Raw genomic sequence first — 19,029 nt, forward strand, 5'->3', positions numbered from 1 at the left:
CAACGCAATCGTCAACGCAGGTTCACAGATCGAGATGTGCACCCAGCCTGTACGGAGGATCATGATCGGCACTCGCCTGCGGGCGCTGCGCACGGAGCGGGGCATGAGCCTGCGTGCCCTCGCCCACCAGGCCGGTCTCTCGGCGACGCTCCTGAGCCAGGTCGAGCGGGGTGTCACGGAGCCGAGCCTGGCCACGCTGCGGCGGCTCGCGGACGTGTTCGGCGCCTCGGTGGTCGCCCTCTTCGACGAGGAGGACGTCCCGGCGGTCCACATCAGCCGGCCCGGCGAGCGCTCCACCATCAGCGGCCCGCGCGGCCTCGTCCAGTACGAGCGCCTGGCCGGGAGCAACGGCCGTCTGGAGGTGCTCCGCGCGATCCTCCCGCCCGGCGCGGCCACCAGCGACGAGCCGTGGGCGCACCCCTCGACGGAGTGCGCCTACGTCATCGACGGCACGCTGACCGTGGAGATCGCGGGTGTCACCCACGAGGTGAGCACGCAGGAGTCCATCACCTTCGACGCCCGCCAGCCGCACCTCTACCGGGGCGCGGGGGACGGTCCCGTCGAGTACATCGTGTCGGTCACTCCCCCGTCGCCGTAGGAGGCCGGGCGGGGTTCAGCGCGTCCGACTCAAGGCCCGCGTCCTCCGCGATCTCGTCGCTCTCCGGGGCCCCCTTCGTCCAGCGCAGGGCGACCGAGAAGACGAGGACGGTGAGCAGCGCCGTCGGCAGCGCGACGACGGACGCGCGAACGGCGGACCTGGGCGGAACGGCGATGACGAAGGAGTTCACGCGGCTGGTACTGGAGGCCGTCGCGGGCCGCTAGTGGGCCAAGCCGGTGCGCGATTTACTGGCCCCATGGAGCACAGCCGGCACACGAGCGACCTCGACCACGACCTCGTTGACATTGCCTTGCGGACCGTGCGCGAGCGGGCCCGTGGCGACAACCACACCGTGGCCGCCGCCGGGCGCGGGAGCGACGGGCGGGTCGTTGTCGCCATGAACGCGTACCACTTCACCGGAGGACCCTGCGCCGAGTTGGCGCTGCTCGGGGCGGCGGCCGCTCAGGGGATCTACGAGTTGCGCACCGTCGTCGCCGCCGGTGACCGGGAGCGCGGGGTGATCGCGCCGTGCGGGCGGTGTCGGCAGGCGCTGCTCGACTACTTTCCGGAGGTCGAGGTCGTCGTGGGCAACGGCGGGCGCAGGCGCAGTGTGCCCATCCGCAGCCTGCTGCCGGAGAGTTACGTGTGGGCCGAGCATCAGCTCGATGCCGACGACGACTGACCGCGGTCAGTCCAACTTCCGCGCCGCCTCGCGGAGTTCTTCGAGCGCCGCCAGCGTCAGGGCGGCCAGTTCGCCCGGGTCGTCGTCGCGGGACGGGTCCGCCCAGCGGGTGAAGCCCAACTTGAAGGCCACGACGCCCAGTTCGGCGGCGACCTGGGCAGTCGCCTCGGGGACACCGCGCCCCTTCAGGGCACCGACCATGGCCGCCGCCATCCCGATGCTCTTCAGCGCGTTGCGCTCCTGCAGTTCCTCGTTCGCCTCGATCGCCGCGTGCAGGAGCGGGCTCAGTTCGCGGTTGAAGGAGGTCATCTCGCCCGAGGCGCGCTCGAGGCCCGCGGCGACGGCGGCGATCGGGGTCGCGTCGGCGGGGGCTTCGGTGATGCCCTCGACCAGGAGGCGGCTGAGGGTCTTCTGGCCCGCGGTGAGGATCTCCCGCTTGTCGACAAAGTGCCGGTGGAAGGTGCTGCGGGTGAGTCCCGCGCGCTCGGCGATCTGGGCGACCGTCGTGTCGTCGTAGCCCTGCTCCGCGAACAGGCTCAGCGCCGCCACGACCAGGCGCTGCCGGGCATCCGGCTTCCATCTCGGCATACGGCCATCCTAAGTGATGCGACACGTGTCGCATCAGTGGGTGTAGCGTAGCGAGTGATGCGACATGTGTCGCATCACCAATTCCTCGCACCTTGGAGTCCGCCATGCGCGTCTTCATCACCGGCGGCACGGGCCTGATCGGCTCTGCCGTCGTCGCCGAACTGCTCGCGGCGGGTCACGCGGTCACCGCACTGGCCCGTTCCGACGCCTCCGCCGAGAAGGCCAGGGCCGCCGGCGCGGACGTGGTCCGGGGCGGGCTTACCGACCTCGACGTGCTGCGCACCGGCGCGCAGCAGGCGGACGGCGTCGTCCATCTCGCCTTCAGCAACGACTTCAGCTCGCCGGAGGCGCTCGCGCGGTCGGTGGCCGAGGAGGGCGCCGCGCTCGAGGCGCTGGGCGATGCCCTCGTCGGCACCGACCGGCCGCTGGTCACCGTGTCGGGCACGCCCCATGCGGCAGGGCGGGCCTCCACCGAGGAGGATCCGCTGCCCACGGACGGGCCCGTCGGCGGGCGCAGTGTGTCGGTGCAGCGCGCGCTCGGCCTCGCCTCGCGCGGCGTGCGCAGCTCGGCGATCCGGCTGCCGCGCACCGTGCACAACGAGGGCGACGGCGGCTTCGCCGGACTGCTCACCCAGATCGCCCGCCGGACCGGCGTCGCCGGCTACCCGGGCGACGGCACGCAGCGCTGGCCCGCCGTCCACGCGCTCGACGCCGCCGTCCTGTTCCGGCTCGCCCTGGAGAAGGCTCCCGCCGGCACCGCGTGGCACGCCGTCGCCGACGAGGGCGATGCCGTACGGGACATCACCGCGGTCATCGGGCGGCGGCTCGGGATCCCGGCGGAGTCCGTGCCGGAGGAGAGCTTCGGCCCGCTCGGCCCGATCTTCGCGACCGACCAGCCGGCGAGCAGCGCGCACACCCGCGCCGCCCTCGGCTGGCAGCCGACCCACCCGGGCCTGCTCGAGGACCTGGAGATGATCGAGCCCTGACACATCAGGGCGGCGGTGCGGTCAGGCCACGGGGCCGTTGAACTCCGCGGCCACCGCGCGCAGCCCCCGCACCCCGTACTCGATGACCGGCTCCGCCTGCGGGCCGAAGCGCGGCGAGTGGTTGCCGGGGATGCCCGGGCGCGGCTGTGTCGGGTCCTCGCCCTCGTAGAGCTTCGGGTCGAGGCTGCCCCACATCCAGAACACCGACGGGCAGTCGAGGGTCGTGCCGAAGACACCGAAGTCCTCGCTGCCGGAGAGCGGGCGCGCCATGTGCTGGACGCCCTCCTCGCCGTAGACGGACAGCAGGGCGGTGCGGACGCGCTCGGTCGCGTCGTCGTCGTTGACGGTGAGCGGGAAGGCGTTGAGCGGCTCGAACTCCGGCTCGCGTGGGGCGCCCGCGGTCTCGGCCTCGCCGCGGACGATGCGTTCGATGGCGGCGAGGACCCGCTCGCGGACCTTCGGGTCGAAGGTCCGGACGTTGACCTTGAGTTCGGCGCTGTCCGGGATGATGTTCTCCTTGTGGCCGGCCCGGAACGATCCGACCGTCACCACGGCCGCGTCCTGGGCGGCGATCTCCCGGGAGACCACCGTCTGCAGCCGGGTCACTACGTGGGCGCCGAGCACGATCGGGTCGACCGTCAGCTCGGGCTGCGAGCCGTGTCCGCCGGAGCCGAACAGCCGGATGCGGAAGCTGTCGGCGGCGGACATGGTCGTGCCGGGGCGCAGCGCCACCGTGCCGGTGGGCAGCGGGCTGACGTGCTGGCCGAGGCAGACATCGGGGCGCGGGAAGCGGTCGGCGAAACCGTCGTCGACCATGGCCTGCGCGCCCGCCGCGATCTCCTCGCCGGGCTGGAAGACGGCGAGCAGCGTGCCGCGCCAGGTCGTGCGGTCGGCCGCGTACAGGGCGGCGGCGCCGAGCAGCGCGGTGACGTGGTGGTCGTGGCCGCAGCCGTGCATCACGGGGACCTCGTGGCCGTCGGGGCCCGTCGCGGTGTCGGTCGACGCGTAGGGCAGGCCCGTGTCCTCGGCCAGCGGGAGCCCGTCGGTGTCGGCGCGGAGCAGGACCGTGGGGCCCTCGCCGTTCGTGAGTACGCCGACGACGCCGGTGCTGCCGACGTGCTCCGTGACCTCCCAGCCCTGGGCGCGCAGCACGGTCGCGATGATTCCGGCGGTGCGGGTCTCGTGCATCGACAGCTCGGGGTGGGCGTGCAGGTCCCGGTAGAGCTCGCCGAGCGCGGGCAGCAGCTGCGGAAGGCCCTCGTCGGCGGGGGTGCCGGCGGGCAGCGTGAGCCGGGCGGGGTCGACCGGACAGGCGGGGGGCGTGGAGATGGTCATGCGGCGAAGCTCCTTCGCTGAGTTGGGGAGGGCCGGTGGTCAGTCCCGGACGGCGGGGCCGAGCCGGGAGCGCAGGGCATCGGAGGTCTGCGGGGTGATCAGTGCGAGGACGGCGGTGAGCGCCGCCCCGAGGGCGAGGACGGCGAAGGCGACGGTGAACGAGTAGGTGTCCGCGAGATATCCCATCAGCATCGGCACCAGGATGCCCGCGGACTGGCCGCCGAAGTTGATCATTCCGGAGGCGGCCCCGCTCAGCCGGGTCGACAGCGTCCGCAGCGGCACCGCGAAGATCGGTGTGAAGCAGAACGTGCAGGCGGCGAAGGCGAGACACAGCAGCGTCTCGAACGCGACGAGACCCTCGGCCTGCGTCATCGCGAGCACCGCGACACCGGCGACGGTCATGGACGGCGCGACCAGCAGCGCGGGCCGGCCCTTCAGCCTGTCCGCGCACCAGCCGCTGAGAATCATGGCCAGGCCTCCGAACAGCGCGGGCAGCGCGGTGAGCAGGCCGGAACTCTCCAGCGAGAGCCCGCGCTCGGTCTGCAGATACGAGGGCACCCAGGAGTTGAGGCCCCACGCGAGCATGCCGTAGCCGAACAGCATGCCCACGTACAGCCACATGGCGGGGGTGGCGAGCAGCGCACGCGTTCCGCCGCCGCCCTCGGCGGCCTCGGTCCGTGCGGCAGGCCGCGCCGGGGGCAGCAGGAGCTGGACGAGGACGAAGGTCGCGACGCCGAGTCCGGCGACGGCGTAGAACGACATGCGCCAGCCCCACAGGGCGATGACGGGTCCGGCGATCAGCGGGGCGACGACCGCGCCGAAGGAGTTGGACGAGGAGATCCAGCCGCTCGCCGTCATCCGCTCGCGCGTTCCTGTGCGTTCGGCGACGGCCTTCATCGCGGCGGCGGGGAAGATGCCCTGCCCGGCGCCGAACAGCACCCGGATCACGACGAGCGCGGCGAACGACCAGGCGGTCCCGGTCAGCGCCGTGAACAGCGACCAGATCAGCATCGCCCACAGCAGGATCCGCTTGGACCCGAACCGGTCGGCGAGCAGGCCGCCGGGGATCTGGCAGGCCGCGTAGGCGAGGAAGAACGCGGAGAGGACCATGCCCTGCTGAGTGCGGTCGATGCCGAACTCGGTGCCGATGTGCGGCAGGGCGAGGTTGATGACGAGCCGGTCGATGTAGTCGACGATCCAGGCCAGGAACAGCAGGCCCACGGTCGTCTTCGCGGCCCGGTCGAGCCGGACCCGGCCCTCGGGTGGCGCGGGGTTCGCGGCGGTTGGTGTGTCGGTGGCGCTCACGGCGGCTCCACGGTGTGTGTCGCGACTGGGGGTGGGCGCGCACGCCTGGGCCCGTGGACGGGTCCGCGTCCGGGCAGGCGCGCACATCCGTGCGGCGGGCGTCCGCCCCTGTGCCGGGGGCCGCCGCACGGGCAGGTGCGAGTGGCCCCACAATGGTCGCCATGCCGCCCGCCCCCGCACCGATGCCGGAATCCATCCCCCTTGGGACGCAGGATTCCGACACCCCTGACGTACACGGCCGCCACCCGCACGCCGCGCCCGCCGACACGCACGCCGCGCCGCCCGACACGCACGACCTCGACGAGACGGACATGGCGCTCGTCGACGCCCTGCAGACCAGCCCCCGCGCCCCCTGGTCGCGGATCGGCGCGGTCCTCGGCATCGACGCCACCACCGCCGCCCGCCGTTGGGACCGGCTGCGCGCCTCCGGGCTCGCCTGGAGCACCGCGTACGAGACATGGGAGCGGCACGCGCGGGGCCAGCGCCTGTGCATGGCCTTCGCCGATGTGGCCGTGGCCCCGGGGCATCTGGCCGCCGCCACGGAGGCCGCGTGCGCCGACCCGCGCGTGGCCAGTGTCGAACGCACCACCGGGGGCGGCACCGCCGGGTCCGACGGCGCCCTGTTCCTCACCCTGGCCTGCTCCGGTACGGCGGCCCTGACGCGCTTCGCCGACGGCCCGCTCGCCGCGCTGCCGGGCGCGCGGGACGTCCAACTCTCCGTGGTGCTGCACAGTTACCGGGAAGGCGCGGACTGGAAGGTGCACGCCCTCGACCGCGGCCAGCGCTCCCGGCTGGCGTCCGCCGTGGCGGGGCACGCGGCGGCCCCGCAGCACGGCGACGCCGACCGTGCGCTACTCCGCGCCCTGTCCTGCGACGCCCGCCGCCCCTACAGCGAGCTCGCCCGGGACACCGGCACGAGCGAGGCGACGGTCCGCCGCCGCCTCGCCCGGATGCTCGCCTCCGGCCAGGTCAGGATCCGCTGCGACGTGTCCCATCTGGCGGCGGGCCGCCCGGTCATCGGCACGTACCGGGTCGCCGTGCCCTCCGCCGAACTGGACGCCGCGGGGCACCTGGCGGCGGCGCTGCCCGGGGTCCGGCTGTGCATGGCGGTGACCGGCGAGGCCAATCTGCTGGTGTCGACGTGGGCGCGCTCACTGAGCGACGCCGCCGGTTTCGAGGTCCGCCTCGGCTCCCGGCTCCCCGGCGCCCGCGTCCTGCGCCGTGATGTCACCCTCCTTACCGCCAAGCGGATGGGGCGACTGCTCGACGACGACGGACGTGCCCGGGGACACGTCCCGATGGACCACCACGCCTGAGCCCGGCCCACAACCCTCAGCTCTCAACTGCCCGGCAGCAGCACCGCCTTCAGCGCCTTCCCCTCCCGCTGTTCCGCCACCGCCCGGTCGAACTCCCCCAGTTCGTACGTCGTCACCAGCTCGTCCAGCGGCAGCCGCCCCTTCTCGTAACGCCCGATCAGCTCCGGCACGAGCTGCGCGGGTTCCGCGTCCCCCTCGACGCAGCCCCGCAGTTGGAGCCCGCGCAGCATGAGGTCGCGCACGTCGATCTCGGCTCTCGCCGGGCCGAGGCCGACCACGGCGAGCGTGCCGCGTGGCTGGAGCAGCGAGAGCGCCCGGGCCACCAGCTCCGGGCGGCCCGTGGTGTCGAGGGCATGCGTCACCGAGGGGAGCGGGTCGTCCAGGGAGGCGACCGCCAGGGCTCCGAAGCGGGCTGCCAGATCGCGGCGCGCGGCGACCGGTTCGGCGACCACGACCTCCACCTCCTCGGACAGCGCCGTCAGCACGGCCGCGCTGCCGACCGCCCCCGCGCCGACCACCAGGAGCCGGTCCCCGGGCCCCGGCCGCAGGACGCTGAGGACCGCGCCCGCCCCCGTCAGGAATCCGCAGCCCAGCGGCGCGGCGACCCACGGCGGTACGTCGCCGACCGGCACGCAGGAACGGGCGTCGACGAGCGCGGCGGTGGCGAAGGACGACTGGCCGAAGAAGGAGCCGAACACCGGGTCGCCGCCGACGCGGATGGTGGGTGTGCCGTCCGCGCGGCGTCCCGAGTTGTTGAGGGTGGCCGCGAGGTCGCAGTACGCCGGATGGCCCGCCCGGCACTGGCCGCAGCGGCCGCAGTGCGCGAACGACAGCACCACCCGCTCCCCCACCGCCAGGCCCGCAACCTCGGATCCGAGGCGCTCCACGACGCCGCAGCCCTCGTGTCCGAGCACCGCCGGGCGGTCGCCGAGCGCCTTCCGGGTGGCGAGGTCGGTGTGGCAGACGCCGACCGCCTCGATCCGGACGAGCACCTCGTGCGGGCGCGGATCGTCGAGTTCGGCGTCGACGAGTGCGCTGGGGGCGCTGCCCCGCGAGAGCAGTACCGAAGTCTTCATGTCAGCACCAGTGCCTTCATGTGAGTACCGACGCCTTCATGGACGGTCCGGGGTGTCGCGTTCCAGGCCGAAGTAGAAGTGCCGACCTTCCGCGAGCACGACGCCGGGCTTGCCGTTCATCACGCCCATCAGCGTGGTGTCGTCGACCCGCTTGAAGTGGTCGAACACGGGCATCCCGTCGTACACCATCGTGGCGGTCACCTCGCCCCGGAACTCGACGTTCCACAGGCTGGCCTCGCCGCGGCCCGCCTTGGTGTCGGAGTAGAGGCCGCCGTCCTCGGCGCGGCAGATCAGCGGCTTCGCGTCGTCGAGGGCGTCGAACCGCTTGCCGTGCCAGCGGCTGGCCTCCAGCACCTTCTCGATGGGGTGTCCCGTCAGGAAGGCGAAGCCGCGCCAGGGGCCGAGGAGCGCGGACGCGTCGACCGGCTCCAGGTCCGCCCACAGGGCGTCGAGTTCGGCCGGGTCCACCAGGCCCTCCACCGCGCGCAGGGCCTTCCAGCGTTCATGCACGCCGCTCATCGGACCCCCAGCCTGCGCAGCAGGGCCAGTTGGCCGTTCGTCCGGCGGATGAAGGATGTCACCGAGCTCTCCTCTGGTTTCGTCGGGCCGAGAGGGAGCAGGCGCTGGGTGGCGAGCGTCTGGCTCTCGGTGTACTTGCGGATGCCCTCGGCGCCGTGGCGCCTGCCGAGACCGCTGTCTCCCATGCCGCCCATGCCCGCCTCGATGCTGCCCGCGGCCGCGGCGGCGCCGTCGTTGATGTTGACCGAGCCGGAACGGATCCGGCGTGCGAGTCGGGCGGCCTCGCGGGTGTCCTTGGACCAGATCGACGCCGAGAGTCCGTAACTGCCCTGGTTGGCGAGGTCGACCGCCTCGTCGTCCGAGGCGTAGGGATACAGCGAGACGACCGGGCCGAAGGTCTCCTCGCCGCACACGGCCATCTCCGGCGTGACACCTTCGAGGATCGTGGGTTCGTAGAAGAGCGGGCCGATGTCGGGGCGGACCTTGCCGCCCGCGAGCACCGTCGCGCCCTGGGACACCGCCCCGTCGACATGGGACTCGACGGCCGTGAGCTGCGCCTTCGACGTGAGGGAGCCGAGGTCCGCCGCGTAGTCGTAGGTCCGGCCGAGGCGCAACGCCAGGGTCGCGCGGACGAGTTCGTCGCGGAAGATGTCGTAGACCGTCTCGTGCACGTAGACGCGCTCGATGTGGATGCACATCTGCCCGGTGTTGGCGAAGGCCGCCGTCACCGCCCCGGCCGCCGCCGCCTTCACGTCGGCGTCGGCGCGCACGATCAGCGGGTTCTTGCCGCCGAGTTCGAGGGATGCACCGATCAGGCGGCGTGCGGCGCGCTCCCCGACGGCGCGTCCGGTGGCGGTCGACCCGGTGAAGCACACGTAGTCGGCGGCCTCGATGAGGGCGGTGCCGACCACGGAGCCGCGGCCGGTCACGATCTGCCAGAGGTCGGCGGGCAGTCCGGCCTCCGCCATCAGTGCCCGCGTCCACAGCAGGGTCAGGGCTGTCTGCGAATCCGCCTTGGAGACCACGGCATTGCCGGCGAGGAGGGCGGGCAGTACGTCGCCGACGCCGAGGTAAAGGGGGTAGTTCCAGGGCGAGATGATGCCGACGACACCCTTCGGCACCCGTACCTCCTGGACCCTGGTCGCGCCGGGGATCATTCCGCGGACGCGGCGCGGCGCCAGGTAGTGCCGGGCGCGCCGCGCGTAGTGCCGGGCGATCGTCGCGACCTGGGCCACCTCCATCCACGCGTGGTAGCGCGCCTTGCCGGTCTCCCACTGGATCAGGTCGAGCGCCTGGTCCTGCCGCTTCAACAGCAGGTCGTGGAAGGCGAGTACGACGTCGGAGCGGCGCTTGGCCGACGTACGCGCCCATGCCGTCTGGGCGGCTCGGGCGCCTGTCACCGCCTGCGCCACGTCCTCCGGGGTGCACGTGGGAACGGCCGCGGTCGGCGACAGATCGAACGGCGCGACCGCGGCCAGCGGCTCGGGCTCCTCGCCCTCTTCGCGTTTCGCGTCGCGGCGCACCCCGTCGCACCATCGCGCGATCGACTCGTCGGTCACCCACGCGGGGCGGGCCTGATCCGTGCTCATGCGGGCTCCTCGCTCGTACGGGACGGGTGCTCCGGTTCGCACCGGTCACTTCGATGCCCTGTCGGCACTCTTGCCGACTCTCTTGTCGATGACTGCGCGCCTCGCTATGTTAATCAGAAATCACATCCTGGAACAAGATTTGAAGCGTGGCGGAGAGCTCAACGCCCAGCACATCCGGGCTTGTTGAACCGCCTGGCCAACCAGGGAAGCGAGTAAGTCAATGACAAATCTGAGCCGCAGAAACATCCTGTCGCTCGGTGCCGCGCTGGGACTCGTGGGCGCGACGGGTACCGCCACCAACGCATGGGCCTGGTCGCCGACGGGCTCGATCGCGGGCTCCGGAGCGGGCACCGACCCCGAGTACGTGTGGGACGACGCCATCGACCCGCTGATGGCGAAGATCATCACCAACGGCCAGGTTCCGGCCGTGAACAAGGCGATGGAACCGTGGGTGAACAACAACGACCCGCTGCCCAGCGGCCTGCCGGCCGAGCTCCACACGTATCTGCAGGGGGTCAACAAGCTCCCGTCCTGGGCCGACCCGAAGAAGCTGGCCCGTGCCGCCGACTTCAACCGGCGCAAGGACACCTATCTCTTCCTGCTCTACGGGCTCGGCAGCGGGATCATGAGCACCGTCATCCCGCGCGAGGCGAAGAGCGTCTACTGGTCCGCGGGCGGCGCCGACATGCAGGACCGTGCCGCCAAGACGTTCACGTTCGGCTACGACCTGGCCCAGCTGAAGGGCCTCGAGCCCGAGGGCCAGTTCATCGTCACGGCCAACAAGACGCGCATGGTGCACGCCGCGGTGCGGCACATGCTGCCGCAGTCACCGCACTGGTCGGCCGTCGCGGACCAGAAGATCCCGATCAGCAACGCCGACATCCTGGTCACCTTCCACAGCCTCGGCACGTTCGTGCGCAGGAAGCTACTGGAGTGGAAGGTCCCGTTCAATGCGGAGGACCAGGAGGCCTTCCTGCACAGCTGGCAGGTCGCCCTGCACCTGCTCGGTGTGCGCACGGAGTACATCCCGAAGTCGTGGGACGAGGCGGACAAGCAGTCGGCCCAGGTCCTCACGCCGATCCTCTCCCCCACCACCGAGGGCATCGAACTGGCCGAGGACCTGCTGGGGTTGACCGCGCAGATCGACCTCGGTGTCACACGCGGGTTCCTCAACGAGTTCGTGCGCTACGTCCTCAGCAACGAGGTCGGCGACTGGCTGGGGCTCAAGCGCGACTACGCCTCGGCGACCCTGATCCGCACCGTGTGGCCGGCGTTCATCCTCTTCCGTGAGGGGCTGAACCCGATCGCGCCCAGCGCGTTCTACATGTTCGACCAGTTCGTGCGCGCGCTGGCCATGGGGTTCCTGAACAAGGGCGCGTCCGGGCAGACGACACCCATCGTGATCCCGACGCACAACCGGCAGGACTGACACCCCTCCCCCACGCGGGCGCCGGGGCTCACCGCTCAGAGCCCCAGCGCCCGCACCACGAGTCCCGCCACCGTCGCCCGCTGCTCCGCGCCGTCCCGCCACCGCATGCTCCGCCCGGCCTCGACCACGACGCCGAACCCGGCATGCACCAGAACGCGGGCCTGCCGCGGATCGAGTTCGGGGCGGGCGAGCCGCAACTGCTGTTCCCATACGGCGATGTGTTCGCGCTGCGCCAGTGTCAGGGGGCGCTGCGCCTCGGCAGGCAGCCCGCCGAACTCGGCCTCCGCGACGCTCGTCAGCGCGGTGTGCTCGAAGCTGTACGCCACGTACGTCGCCGCCAGCGCCGCCACCGCCTCGTGCGGTCCTGCCGTCCCCTCCAGGTTCTGGTCCACCGCCTGGGCGAGCAGCCCCGCCGCCTGCAGGCAGGCCGCCGCGAGGATGTCGACCTTGCCCGGGTAGTGGCGGTAGAGCGCGGACGGGGCGAGGCCCACCGCCTCCGCGATCTGGCCGTTCGTGACATTGGCGAACCCGTCGCGCGCGAACAGCGGGACGGCGGCCGAGAGGATCTCCGCGCGCCGCGAGCGCGCCACCGGGAGAGCCGGGAGCTCGACGGGCCGAGCGCCCTCCTCGGCGGGCCGGAGGGCATCCGTCGCGACCAGCCGCAGCGCACACGTCAGCAGCAGCTCCTCGGCCCGCCGCTGGGCGATCGACGTACGGTGCATGGTGATCGAGCCGATCGCGCCGAGCGCCGCCACGACCCGCAGCTCCGCGCGCTCGCCGGGGTACTCCCTGCGCACCGCCTCGGTCACCCGGCCGACGACACGGGCGAACTTCCCCCGCAGCAGCCGGCGGTCGTCGCGGTCGAGGTACCTGGCCTCCCAGCGGTACACACCGCCCTCCGCGCGGCGCTTCACGGTGATCCGGATCAGGGCCGTGAGCAGCTCCGCCGTGTCCGCCTCGGGCGGCAGCTCGTCGAGCGTGGCGACGAGCCCGTCCACCATGGCGTGCGCGCACTCGGAGAACAGCGCGTACTTGTTCGGGAAGTGCCGGTACAGGGCCGCCGCGGTGATGCCCACGCCCGAGGCGATGTCCTCCATGGACGCCGCGTGGTAGCCGCGCTCGCTGAAGAGTCGCCCGGCCGCCTCGACGATCAGCTGCCTGCGGTTGCGGGGACGCGTGGCCGGCATCGGCTCCGTGGTCATGACCGGGCGGACGAGTGCGGGGACAGAGACAGGGGCGGGGCCATGCGAGCCAGTCAATCACACGCCGCGACAGGCGCCATGGCGTGCGCAAAGCTCCGTCGACATGCTCCGTGCGGGCGAGCGCGTGTACCAGCTCCCGTCAACTCTTGGTCATGATTTTCGGTGGACTGCTGTTCGTGCGGATCTCGCCGCCTAGGGTCCTCCTGACGGATCGGACTGGGAGGCCCGGATGTCGATGCCCGGCCCCCGGTGGCGGCGCGGACAACGATGGCTGATCACGGGGGTGCTCGTCGCGCTGCTGTGTCTGCTGATGGTCAATGTCGTCGCGCTCACCCGGCACGCGCACGAGGGCCCCCGCTCCTCCGACGGGCTGCGGCGCACGCTCGTCGAGGTCTCCGGGAGCCGCTGCGGCGCGGGCTGGGACGAACCCTCGCCCGGGCTGCAGGTCTTCGCGCTGCACAACACCTCCGCGGCCTCCGCCGAGGTGTTCCTTCAGGATCCGCGCAGTCATGTCGTGTACGGCGAGGTGGAGGACATCGGCCCCGGTACGACACGGGAGTTGACGGTGCGGCTCGGCAGGGGCGCGTACGCCTTCAAGTGCCTGCCCGAGGACGCGGACGCCGTCACCGGGCCCACCGTCCGTATCCACGAGGGGCGTTCGGGCCCCGCCGCCGCACCGGTCACCACGCACGACCTGATCCCGCCGGCGATCGCCTACCAGAAGTGGGTCGGCGAAGGGCTCGGCAAGGTGGTCCGCCTGACGCGGACCCTGCGCGACGCCGTCGACCGGGGCGACCTCGACGCCGCCCGTGAGGCGTGGCTGCCCGCCCACCTCCAGTACGAGCGGATGGGCGCGGCCTACGACGCGTTCGGCGACGCCGACGGACGGATCAACGGCACGGACGCGGGCCTGCCGGGCGGCACCGACGACAAGGACTTCACCGGCTTCCACCGCGTCGAGCACGGGCTGTGGCACGGCCGGTCCGCCCACGAACTGCGCGCCCCGGCCGCCGCGTTGCTGAAGGCGGTCACCACGCTGCGCGAGGACTGGGCGCAGGCCCGGATGGACCCGGCGCAACTGGGCCTGCGGGCGCACGAGATCCTGGAGAACACGGTGCAGTTCGAGCTGACCGGGCGTACGGACTTCGGCAGCGGCAGCAATCTGGCCACGGCCCGCGCCAACGTCGACGGCACCCGCGAGGTCCTCTCCCGTCTGCACCCGATCCTGGCCCGCCGCTACGCCCACCTCCCCGCGCTGGAGAGGGATGTGAAGCGGGCGGGTACGGTCCTCGACGAGCTGCGCCACGACGGTCGCTGGCCGCCGCTGGAGAAGCTGAGCCGCACGCGGCGCGAGCGCGTCGACGCCCTGTTCGGCGATCTCGTCGAGCGTCTCGCCCCGGTGGCGACGCTGTGCGATCCGCGGAGGACGGTGTGAGCGCGGCGGGTGGTGTCGGTCGGCGCGGGCTGCTGCGGGGTGCCGCGCTCGCCGGGGTCGGGCTCACCGCGAGCGGGGCGGCGGCCCCGGTCGGGGCGCCGCCGGTCGGTGTCCCCCTCGCGCCCGTCGCGGCGTTCCACGGCGCCCGGCAGGCGTCCGTCGTCGCGCCGCAGCGCCGGGCGACCGCCTTCGTCTCCCTCGATGTCACCGCCGACGGCCGGGCCGAACTGGCGGACGCGCTGCGTACGTTGACCGATCGCTGCCGGTTCCTCGCCTCGGGCGGGACCCCGGAGCCCGCCGGGATCACGGCGCCGCCCGCCGACTCGGGGGTCCTCGGGGAGCGGGTGCCGGGCGGGGCGCTCGCGGTGACCGTGGGCGTCGGGGCGTCGCTGTTCGACGAGCGGTTCGGGCTCGGCCGGCGCGGGCCGCGCCGGCTCGCCGCGATGCCGGCCTTCCCTGACGACGACCTCGACGCCGACTGGTGTCACGGCGACCTGAGCCTGCAACTGCACGCCGACGACCGGGACACACTGCTGCACGCGCTGCGCGACATCGCCCGGCACACGCGCGGCGCGCTGCAGGTGCGCTGGCGCATGGACGGGTTCACCAGCCCGCCGCGCCCCTCGGGGACGCCGCGCAATCTGCTGGGGTTCAAGGACGGCACAGCCAACCCGGACACCGCCGACACCCGTGCGATGGACCGCCTGGTGTGGGTGGGCAAGGGCAGCGGCGAACCGGAGTGGGCGGTGGGCGGCAGCTATCAAGTGGTGCGACTCATACGGATGTTGGTGGAGTTCTGGGACCGGGTGTCGCTCAGCGAGCAGGAGCGGATGTTCGGGCGGTCCCGCGCGTCGGGCGCGCCCCTCGACGGCGACGCGGAGCACGACGCGCCGAGGTTCGTCGACGATCCCAAGGGTGATGTCATCCCACTGGACGCACACATCCGGCTCGCCAACCCCCGCACCCCGGACACCGCGACCCAGCGGATCCTGCGCCGCGCGTACAACTACGACCGGGGCACGGACGCCAACGGCAATCTCGACATGGGGCTGCTGTTCTGCTGCTACCAGCAGGACCCGCATCGGCAGTTCGAGTCCGTGCAGAAGCGGCTCGCGGGCGAGCCGCTGACCGACTACGTCTCCCCGTTCGGCGGCGGCTACTTCTTCGCGCTGCCGGGTGTGCGCGACGCCGACGACTGGTTCGGCCGCGCGCTGCTGTCCTGACGCGCACCGCTACCACGGGGCAACTCCCAAGCGGATCTCACCACTGCGGAAAGCTTCCGCTCACAAGCGGTCAACAGGTGGTCAAGATCTGCCCCGTGGTAATAGATGCAGGGTTCACTCAAGTGTCACCGTACTTGCGCATGCACGCCGTCGACATGGGTCGGAGGACGAACATCCATGGCCAGCAAGGCAAGTAGACCCGGATCAGCGACCGGGAGATCAGTGATCCGGGGCCTGGGCGCGCTCGCGGGGGCCGCCGCGCTCACCGTGCTCGGCGGCGCCTCGCCCACCTGGGCCGCAGCGCCCACGGCTGACACGTCCGGCACCGCCACCCCCATCAAGCACGTGGTGGTGCTCTTCGACGAGAACAACTCCTTCGACCACTACTTCGCGACGTACCCGAAGGCCGCGAACACCGACGGCACGAGGTTCACTCCGGCCAAGGGCACGCCGAAGAAGATCGACACCCTCGCGCACGCGGGCCTGCTGAGGAAGAACCCCAACCAGTACACCCCCAAGCGGCTCACCCCGGACCACGCGGTGACCTGCGACCAGAACCATTCCTACGGGCCCGAGCAGTACGCGTACAACGGCGGCAGGGCCGACAAGTTCGTGCAGAACACCGAGGTCGACAAGTGCAGCGGCGGGCTCTTCGGCGAGCCGGGCCTGGTGATGGACTACTTCGACGGCAACACCGTCACCGCGCTGTGGAACTACGCCCAGCACTACTCCCTCAGCGACCGCTCCTACGGCTCGAACTACGGCCCGTCCACACCCGGCGCCATCAACCTGGCCTCAGGGAACACCCATGGGGTCATCTCCACCGACCCGGCGTCCGGCACCGAGAACCCGAAGCAGACCGATACGCCGGACAAGACCGCGGTCCAGTCGCCCGACGCGGACGGCGTCGGCACGATGATCAACGACCCTGACCCGTCGTTCGACGACTGCTCCGACAAGAACCACACCGCCGCCAACGCGCTCGCCACCATGAAGGGCAGGAACATCGGCGACCTGCTCAACACCCGCAAGGTGTCCTGGGGTTGGTTCCAGGGCGGCTTCCGGCCGAGCAGCGCGTGGAACGGCGAGGACGGCTCGTACGCCAGGTGCGAGGACGCGCACGCCAATGTCGGCGGCGCCTCGACGCTCGACTACAGCCCGCACCACAACCCGTTCGCCTACTACAGGTCGACGGCGAACCCCCACCACCTGGCGCCGAAGAGCGTCGCGGAGATCGGGCACGCGGGTCCCGCCAACCACAATTACGACCTCACCGACTTCTCCGCCGCGGCGAAGGCGGGCCACCTGCCGGCCGTCAGCTTCGTGAAGGCGAGCGCCTACCAGGACGGGCACGCCGGCTACTCCGACCCGATCGACGAGCAGCACTTCCTGGTGAACCAGATCAACGCGGTGCAGAGCTCGCCGCAGTGGAGGTCGACCGCGATCGTCGTCGCGTACGACGACTCCGACGGCTGGTACGACCACGCCTACATCCCGCCGCGCAACGGCTCGAAGGACAACACGGTCGGCTCCAACGGCAAGGCCGCCGACTCCCCCGCCTGCCAGAACGGCCCGGCGGCGGCCGGTGGCTACCAGGACCGCTGCGGACCCGGCACCCGGCAGCCGCTGCTCGTGATCTCCCCGTACAGCAGGGTCAACAAGGTCGACCACACCCTGACCGACCAGGCGTCCATCATCCGGTTCATCGAGGACAACTGGCACACCGGCCGGATCGGCGACCACTCCTTCGACGCCACCGCGGGACCGCTGTCCGGGATGTTCGACTTCAAGCACCCGAACAACAGACAGCTGCTGCTGAACGAGGACGGTTCGGTGAAGTCCGAAGGACCGGTCCAGCACATCACCCCAATCACCACGCACATCACGCCGGGCCCACCGATGGAGAACACGGCTGCGACGAGCGACGGCCTCCCGGTGCTCCCGGTGAGCCTCGGCGTCGCCGCGCTGCTCGCCACCGGAGCCACCGGCACGTACCTCACCCTGCGGCGCAGGCGGCGCACCACGGCCTGACGACGCCCCCAGACTGCCCGGCACGGTCCAGCGCCCCCTGGACCGTGCCGGGCGGGCCCGTCCCGGGCCGGCTACTGGTCGCTGATGTCGACCATCCAGTTGATGCCGAAGCTGTCGGTGCACATGCCGAACTCGTCGCCCCACATCTGCTTCTCCAGCGGCATGGCGACCGTGCCGTTGGCGGCCAGCTTGTCCCAGTAGCCGTGCAGGGCCACCGAGTCGTCGCCGCTGACGCTGACCGAGATGTTGGTGCCGACGGTGCGGTCCATGCCGGGCGGGGTGTCCGATCCCATGATCGTGAACCCGGCGGGTGTCTCCAGGAGGGCGTGCATGATCTTGTCGGCGAAGCCGGCGGGCGCCCCGCCGCCTCCGGCGGAGCCGAAGGTGTTCAGGGTGAGCTCGCCACCGAACACCCCCTGGTAGAACTCCATGGCCTGGCGGGCGTCCCCGTCGAAGGCGATGTACGGGTTGAGGCGAGAAGCCACAGCGGGTTCCTTTCGCGGGTGCACGTGTGGGTGCTACGAGTGAGTGCTCCGGACTTCCGCATTATTCGGCGCCGACTCCGCCCGCGCACGGTGAAGCTCGGCCATCAGGTCCTGCAGCGAGTGCCCGTCCTCGTCGGCGCCGTGGGTCTCGGCGGTGCGGACGAACATGGCCTGCTCGTACGCGGTGAGCGCGGCCTCCACGTCGCCGGGGTGAGCGGCGACGGCCTGGGCCAGTTCGGCCCCGTCGACCATGGCCAGATTGGCACCCTCGCCGTTCGGGGGCGCGAGATGGGCGGCATCCCCCAGCAGGGTGACGCCCGGCCTCCGCTCCCACCGGTGCCCGGTCGGCAGCGCGTACAGGTGGCGCAGCGTCGGCACGTTGTCGGCCTCGGTGATCAGCGCGGTGAGCTCGGGCACCCAGTCGGTGAACTCCTTCGCGAGCCGCTCGGGGGCGGAGGCGTCGGTCAGGTCGATGGCGTCGAACCACTCCCGCGGCTCCTCGAGACCCACGTAGGCGTGCAGGGTGCCGGCCCGCTCCCGGTGGGCGAAGATCTCCCGGCCCGGCTTGAGCGAGATCATCATCCCGCCGCCGACGGCCTTCGCGGTGGCCGGGTGCCGGGTGTCGGAGTCGTACAGGTAGGTCTCGACGACGGACTTGCCGGTGTACGCGGGGGTGGCGGCGGAGAGCAGCGGGCGGACCCGTGACCAGGCACCGTCCGCGCCGACCAGCAGGCCGGTGACGGTCGTGGGGCCGTCGGCGAAGGTCACCTCGTGGCGGCCCGCGCCGAGGGAGCGGACGCCGGTGACCTTGTGCCCCCAGCGGACCGTGCCGGCCGGGAGGGAGTCGAGCAGGATCTGTCGCAGTTCTCCGCGGTAGACCTCGGGGCGGCCGCCCGTGCCGTCGTCGTCCTCCTCGAACAGGAGGGTGCCGTCCGGGTCGAGGACCCGCATGGCCTGATGGCCCTCCAGGACGATCGCGCGGAACTCGTCCATGAGGCCGGCCGCCCGGACGGCGTGCTGACCGTTGTAGTCGTGGATGTCGAGCAGCCCGCCCTGCGCCCGTGCGGACGGCGAGGACTCCGCCTCGTAGACGGTCGCCGGTATGCCGTGCAGGTGCAGGACGCGGGCGAGGGTGAGGCCGCCGAGGCCGGCGCCGATGATCGTGACGGAGGTGGGCGCGGAAGGTGTCGTCGAGAAGGTCATGACCACAATCTCCCTGCGCCCGGCGAC

The 19,029-nt window shown here is 72.0% G+C and carries 18 protein-coding genes; 8 read left to right on the forward strand and 10 right to left on the reverse strand.

The annotated features are described in order from the left end of the window. Window positions 1-61: 61 nt before the first annotated feature. Window positions 62-598, forward strand: coding sequence for a helix-turn-helix domain-containing protein (locus ACZ7L4_RS26040; protein WP_472106127.1), 537 nt, complete (start codon window positions 62-64; stop codon window positions 596-598). Here ACZ7L4_RS26040 and ACZ7L4_RS26045 read toward each other — a convergent pair. Beyond that, window positions 579-788 carry a hypothetical protein gene (locus ACZ7L4_RS26045; RefSeq protein WP_472106129.1) on the reverse strand — a complete coding sequence of 70 codons (210 nt, stop codon included), beginning with the start codon at window positions 786-788 and terminating at the stop codon, window positions 579-581. The genes ACZ7L4_RS26040 and ACZ7L4_RS26045 overlap by 20 nt on opposite strands. A gap of 66 nt (window positions 789-854) precedes the next feature. Here ACZ7L4_RS26045 and ACZ7L4_RS26050 point away from each other — a divergent pair, with 66 nt between their 5' ends. Next, a complete protein-coding gene (locus ACZ7L4_RS26050; RefSeq protein ID WP_472106131.1) occupies window positions 855-1,280 on the forward strand; it encodes a cytidine/deoxycytidylate deaminase family protein in 426 nt (141 codons plus the stop codon). Window positions 1,281-1,286: 6 nt separating this feature from the next. On the opposite strand, the gene ACZ7L4_RS26055 is transcribed toward ACZ7L4_RS26050, so the two are convergent. Then, window positions 1,287-1,868 (reverse strand): TetR/AcrR family transcriptional regulator, encoded by a 582-nt coding sequence (locus ACZ7L4_RS26055; protein WP_472106133.1) that lies wholly within the window; start codon window positions 1,866-1,868, stop codon window positions 1,287-1,289. Window positions 1,869-1,972: 104 nt separating this feature from the next. Here ACZ7L4_RS26055 and ACZ7L4_RS26060 point away from each other — a divergent pair, with 104 nt between their 5' ends. Then, window positions 1,973-2,854 (forward strand): SDR family oxidoreductase, encoded by an 882-nt coding sequence (locus tag ACZ7L4_RS26060; protein WP_472106135.1) that lies wholly within the window; start codon window positions 1,973-1,975, stop codon window positions 2,852-2,854. 21 nt (window positions 2,855-2,875) lie between these two features. Here ACZ7L4_RS26060 and ACZ7L4_RS26065 read toward each other — a convergent pair whose 3' ends face one another. After that, on the reverse strand, window positions 2,876-4,189 hold the full coding sequence (locus tag ACZ7L4_RS26065) for an amidohydrolase (protein ID WP_472106137.1): 1,314 nt from the start codon (window positions 4,187-4,189) through the stop codon (window positions 2,876-2,878). 39 nt (window positions 4,190-4,228) lie between these two features. Continuing rightward, complete coding sequence (locus tag ACZ7L4_RS26070; RefSeq protein ID WP_472106139.1) at window positions 4,229-5,494, reverse strand: MFS transporter; 1,266 nt, start codon at window positions 5,492-5,494, stop codon at window positions 4,229-4,231. A 161-nt stretch (window positions 5,495-5,655) separates the two neighbouring features. Here ACZ7L4_RS26070 and ACZ7L4_RS26075 point away from each other — a divergent pair, with 161 nt between their 5' ends. Further along, complete coding sequence (locus ACZ7L4_RS26075; RefSeq protein ID WP_472106141.1) at window positions 5,656-6,810, forward strand: Lrp/AsnC family transcriptional regulator; 1,155 nt, start codon at window positions 5,656-5,658, stop codon at window positions 6,808-6,810. A gap of 23 nt (window positions 6,811-6,833) precedes the next feature. Here the strand turns inward: ACZ7L4_RS26075 and ACZ7L4_RS26080 are convergent, their stop codons facing one another. Genes ACZ7L4_RS26080 through ACZ7L4_RS26090 form a run of 3 tightly spaced genes read right to left on the reverse strand, consistent with a single transcriptional unit; the run spans window position 6,834 to window position 9,994 of the window. Further along, entirely contained in the window at window positions 6,834-7,886 is a 1,053-nt protein-coding gene (locus tag ACZ7L4_RS26080; protein WP_472106143.1) for an alcohol dehydrogenase catalytic domain-containing protein, read from the reverse strand. A 36-nt stretch (window positions 7,887-7,922) separates the two neighbouring features. Beyond that, window positions 7,923-8,405, reverse strand: a complete 483-nt coding sequence (locus ACZ7L4_RS26085; protein ID WP_472106145.1) for a DUF4334 domain-containing protein — start codon at window positions 8,403-8,405, stop codon at window positions 7,923-7,925. After that, the gene (locus ACZ7L4_RS26090; RefSeq protein WP_472106147.1) at window positions 8,402-9,994 is read right to left on the reverse strand and encodes a succinic semialdehyde dehydrogenase; all 1,593 of its coding nucleotides are present in this window, start codon (window positions 9,992-9,994) and stop codon (window positions 8,402-8,404) included. The genes ACZ7L4_RS26085 and ACZ7L4_RS26090 overlap by 4 nt, the downstream gene beginning before the upstream one ends. 220 nt (window positions 9,995-10,214) lie before the next feature. Here ACZ7L4_RS26090 and ACZ7L4_RS26095 point away from each other — a divergent pair, with 220 nt between their 5' ends. Next, the gene (locus ACZ7L4_RS26095; RefSeq protein ID WP_472106149.1) at window positions 10,215-11,423 is read left to right on the forward strand and encodes an oxygenase MpaB family protein; all 1,209 of its coding nucleotides are present in this window, start codon (window positions 10,215-10,217) and stop codon (window positions 11,421-11,423) included. 35 nt (window positions 11,424-11,458) lie between these two features. Here the strand turns inward: ACZ7L4_RS26095 and ACZ7L4_RS26100 are convergent, their stop codons facing one another. After that, window positions 11,459-12,625 (reverse strand): TetR/AcrR family transcriptional regulator, encoded by a 1,167-nt coding sequence (locus ACZ7L4_RS26100; protein ID WP_472106151.1) that lies wholly within the window; start codon window positions 12,623-12,625, stop codon window positions 11,459-11,461. Window positions 12,626-12,854: 229 nt separating this feature from the next. On the opposite strand from ACZ7L4_RS26100, the gene ACZ7L4_RS26105 reads away from it, so the two are divergent. The 3 genes from ACZ7L4_RS26105 (at window position 12,855) to ACZ7L4_RS26115 (ending at window position 17,314) form a co-directional block, all read left to right on the forward strand. Continuing rightward, on the forward strand, window positions 12,855-14,060 hold the full coding sequence (locus ACZ7L4_RS26105) for an EfeM/EfeO family lipoprotein (protein ID WP_472106153.1): 1,206 nt from the start codon (window positions 12,855-12,857) through the stop codon (window positions 14,058-14,060). Continuing rightward, window positions 14,057-15,283: an iron uptake transporter deferrochelatase/peroxidase subunit gene (efeB, locus tag ACZ7L4_RS26110; protein ID WP_472106155.1), complete on the forward strand. Its 1,227-nt coding sequence runs from the start codon at window positions 14,057-14,059 to the stop codon at window positions 15,281-15,283. Before ACZ7L4_RS26105 ends, efeB begins: the two co-directional genes overlap by 4 nt. 177 nt (window positions 15,284-15,460) lie before the next feature. Beyond that, window positions 15,461-17,314 (forward strand): phospholipase C, encoded by a 1,854-nt coding sequence (locus ACZ7L4_RS26115; protein ID WP_472106157.1) that lies wholly within the window; start codon window positions 15,461-15,463, stop codon window positions 17,312-17,314. A 71-nt stretch (window positions 17,315-17,385) separates the two neighbouring features. Here ACZ7L4_RS26115 and ACZ7L4_RS26120 read toward each other — a convergent pair whose 3' ends face one another. Then, window positions 17,386-17,799 carry a VOC family protein gene (locus ACZ7L4_RS26120; RefSeq protein ID WP_472106159.1) on the reverse strand — a complete coding sequence of 138 codons (414 nt, stop codon included), beginning with the start codon at window positions 17,797-17,799 and terminating at the stop codon, window positions 17,386-17,388. A gap of 33 nt (window positions 17,800-17,832) precedes the next feature. Beyond that, window positions 17,833-19,002 carry an FAD-dependent oxidoreductase gene (locus tag ACZ7L4_RS26125; RefSeq protein ID WP_472106161.1) on the reverse strand — a complete coding sequence of 390 codons (1,170 nt, stop codon included), beginning with the start codon at window positions 19,000-19,002 and terminating at the stop codon, window positions 17,833-17,835. Window positions 19,003-19,029: the final 27 nt, after the last annotated feature.

Source organism: Streptomyces sp. NPDC107575, from assembly GCF_055657265.1.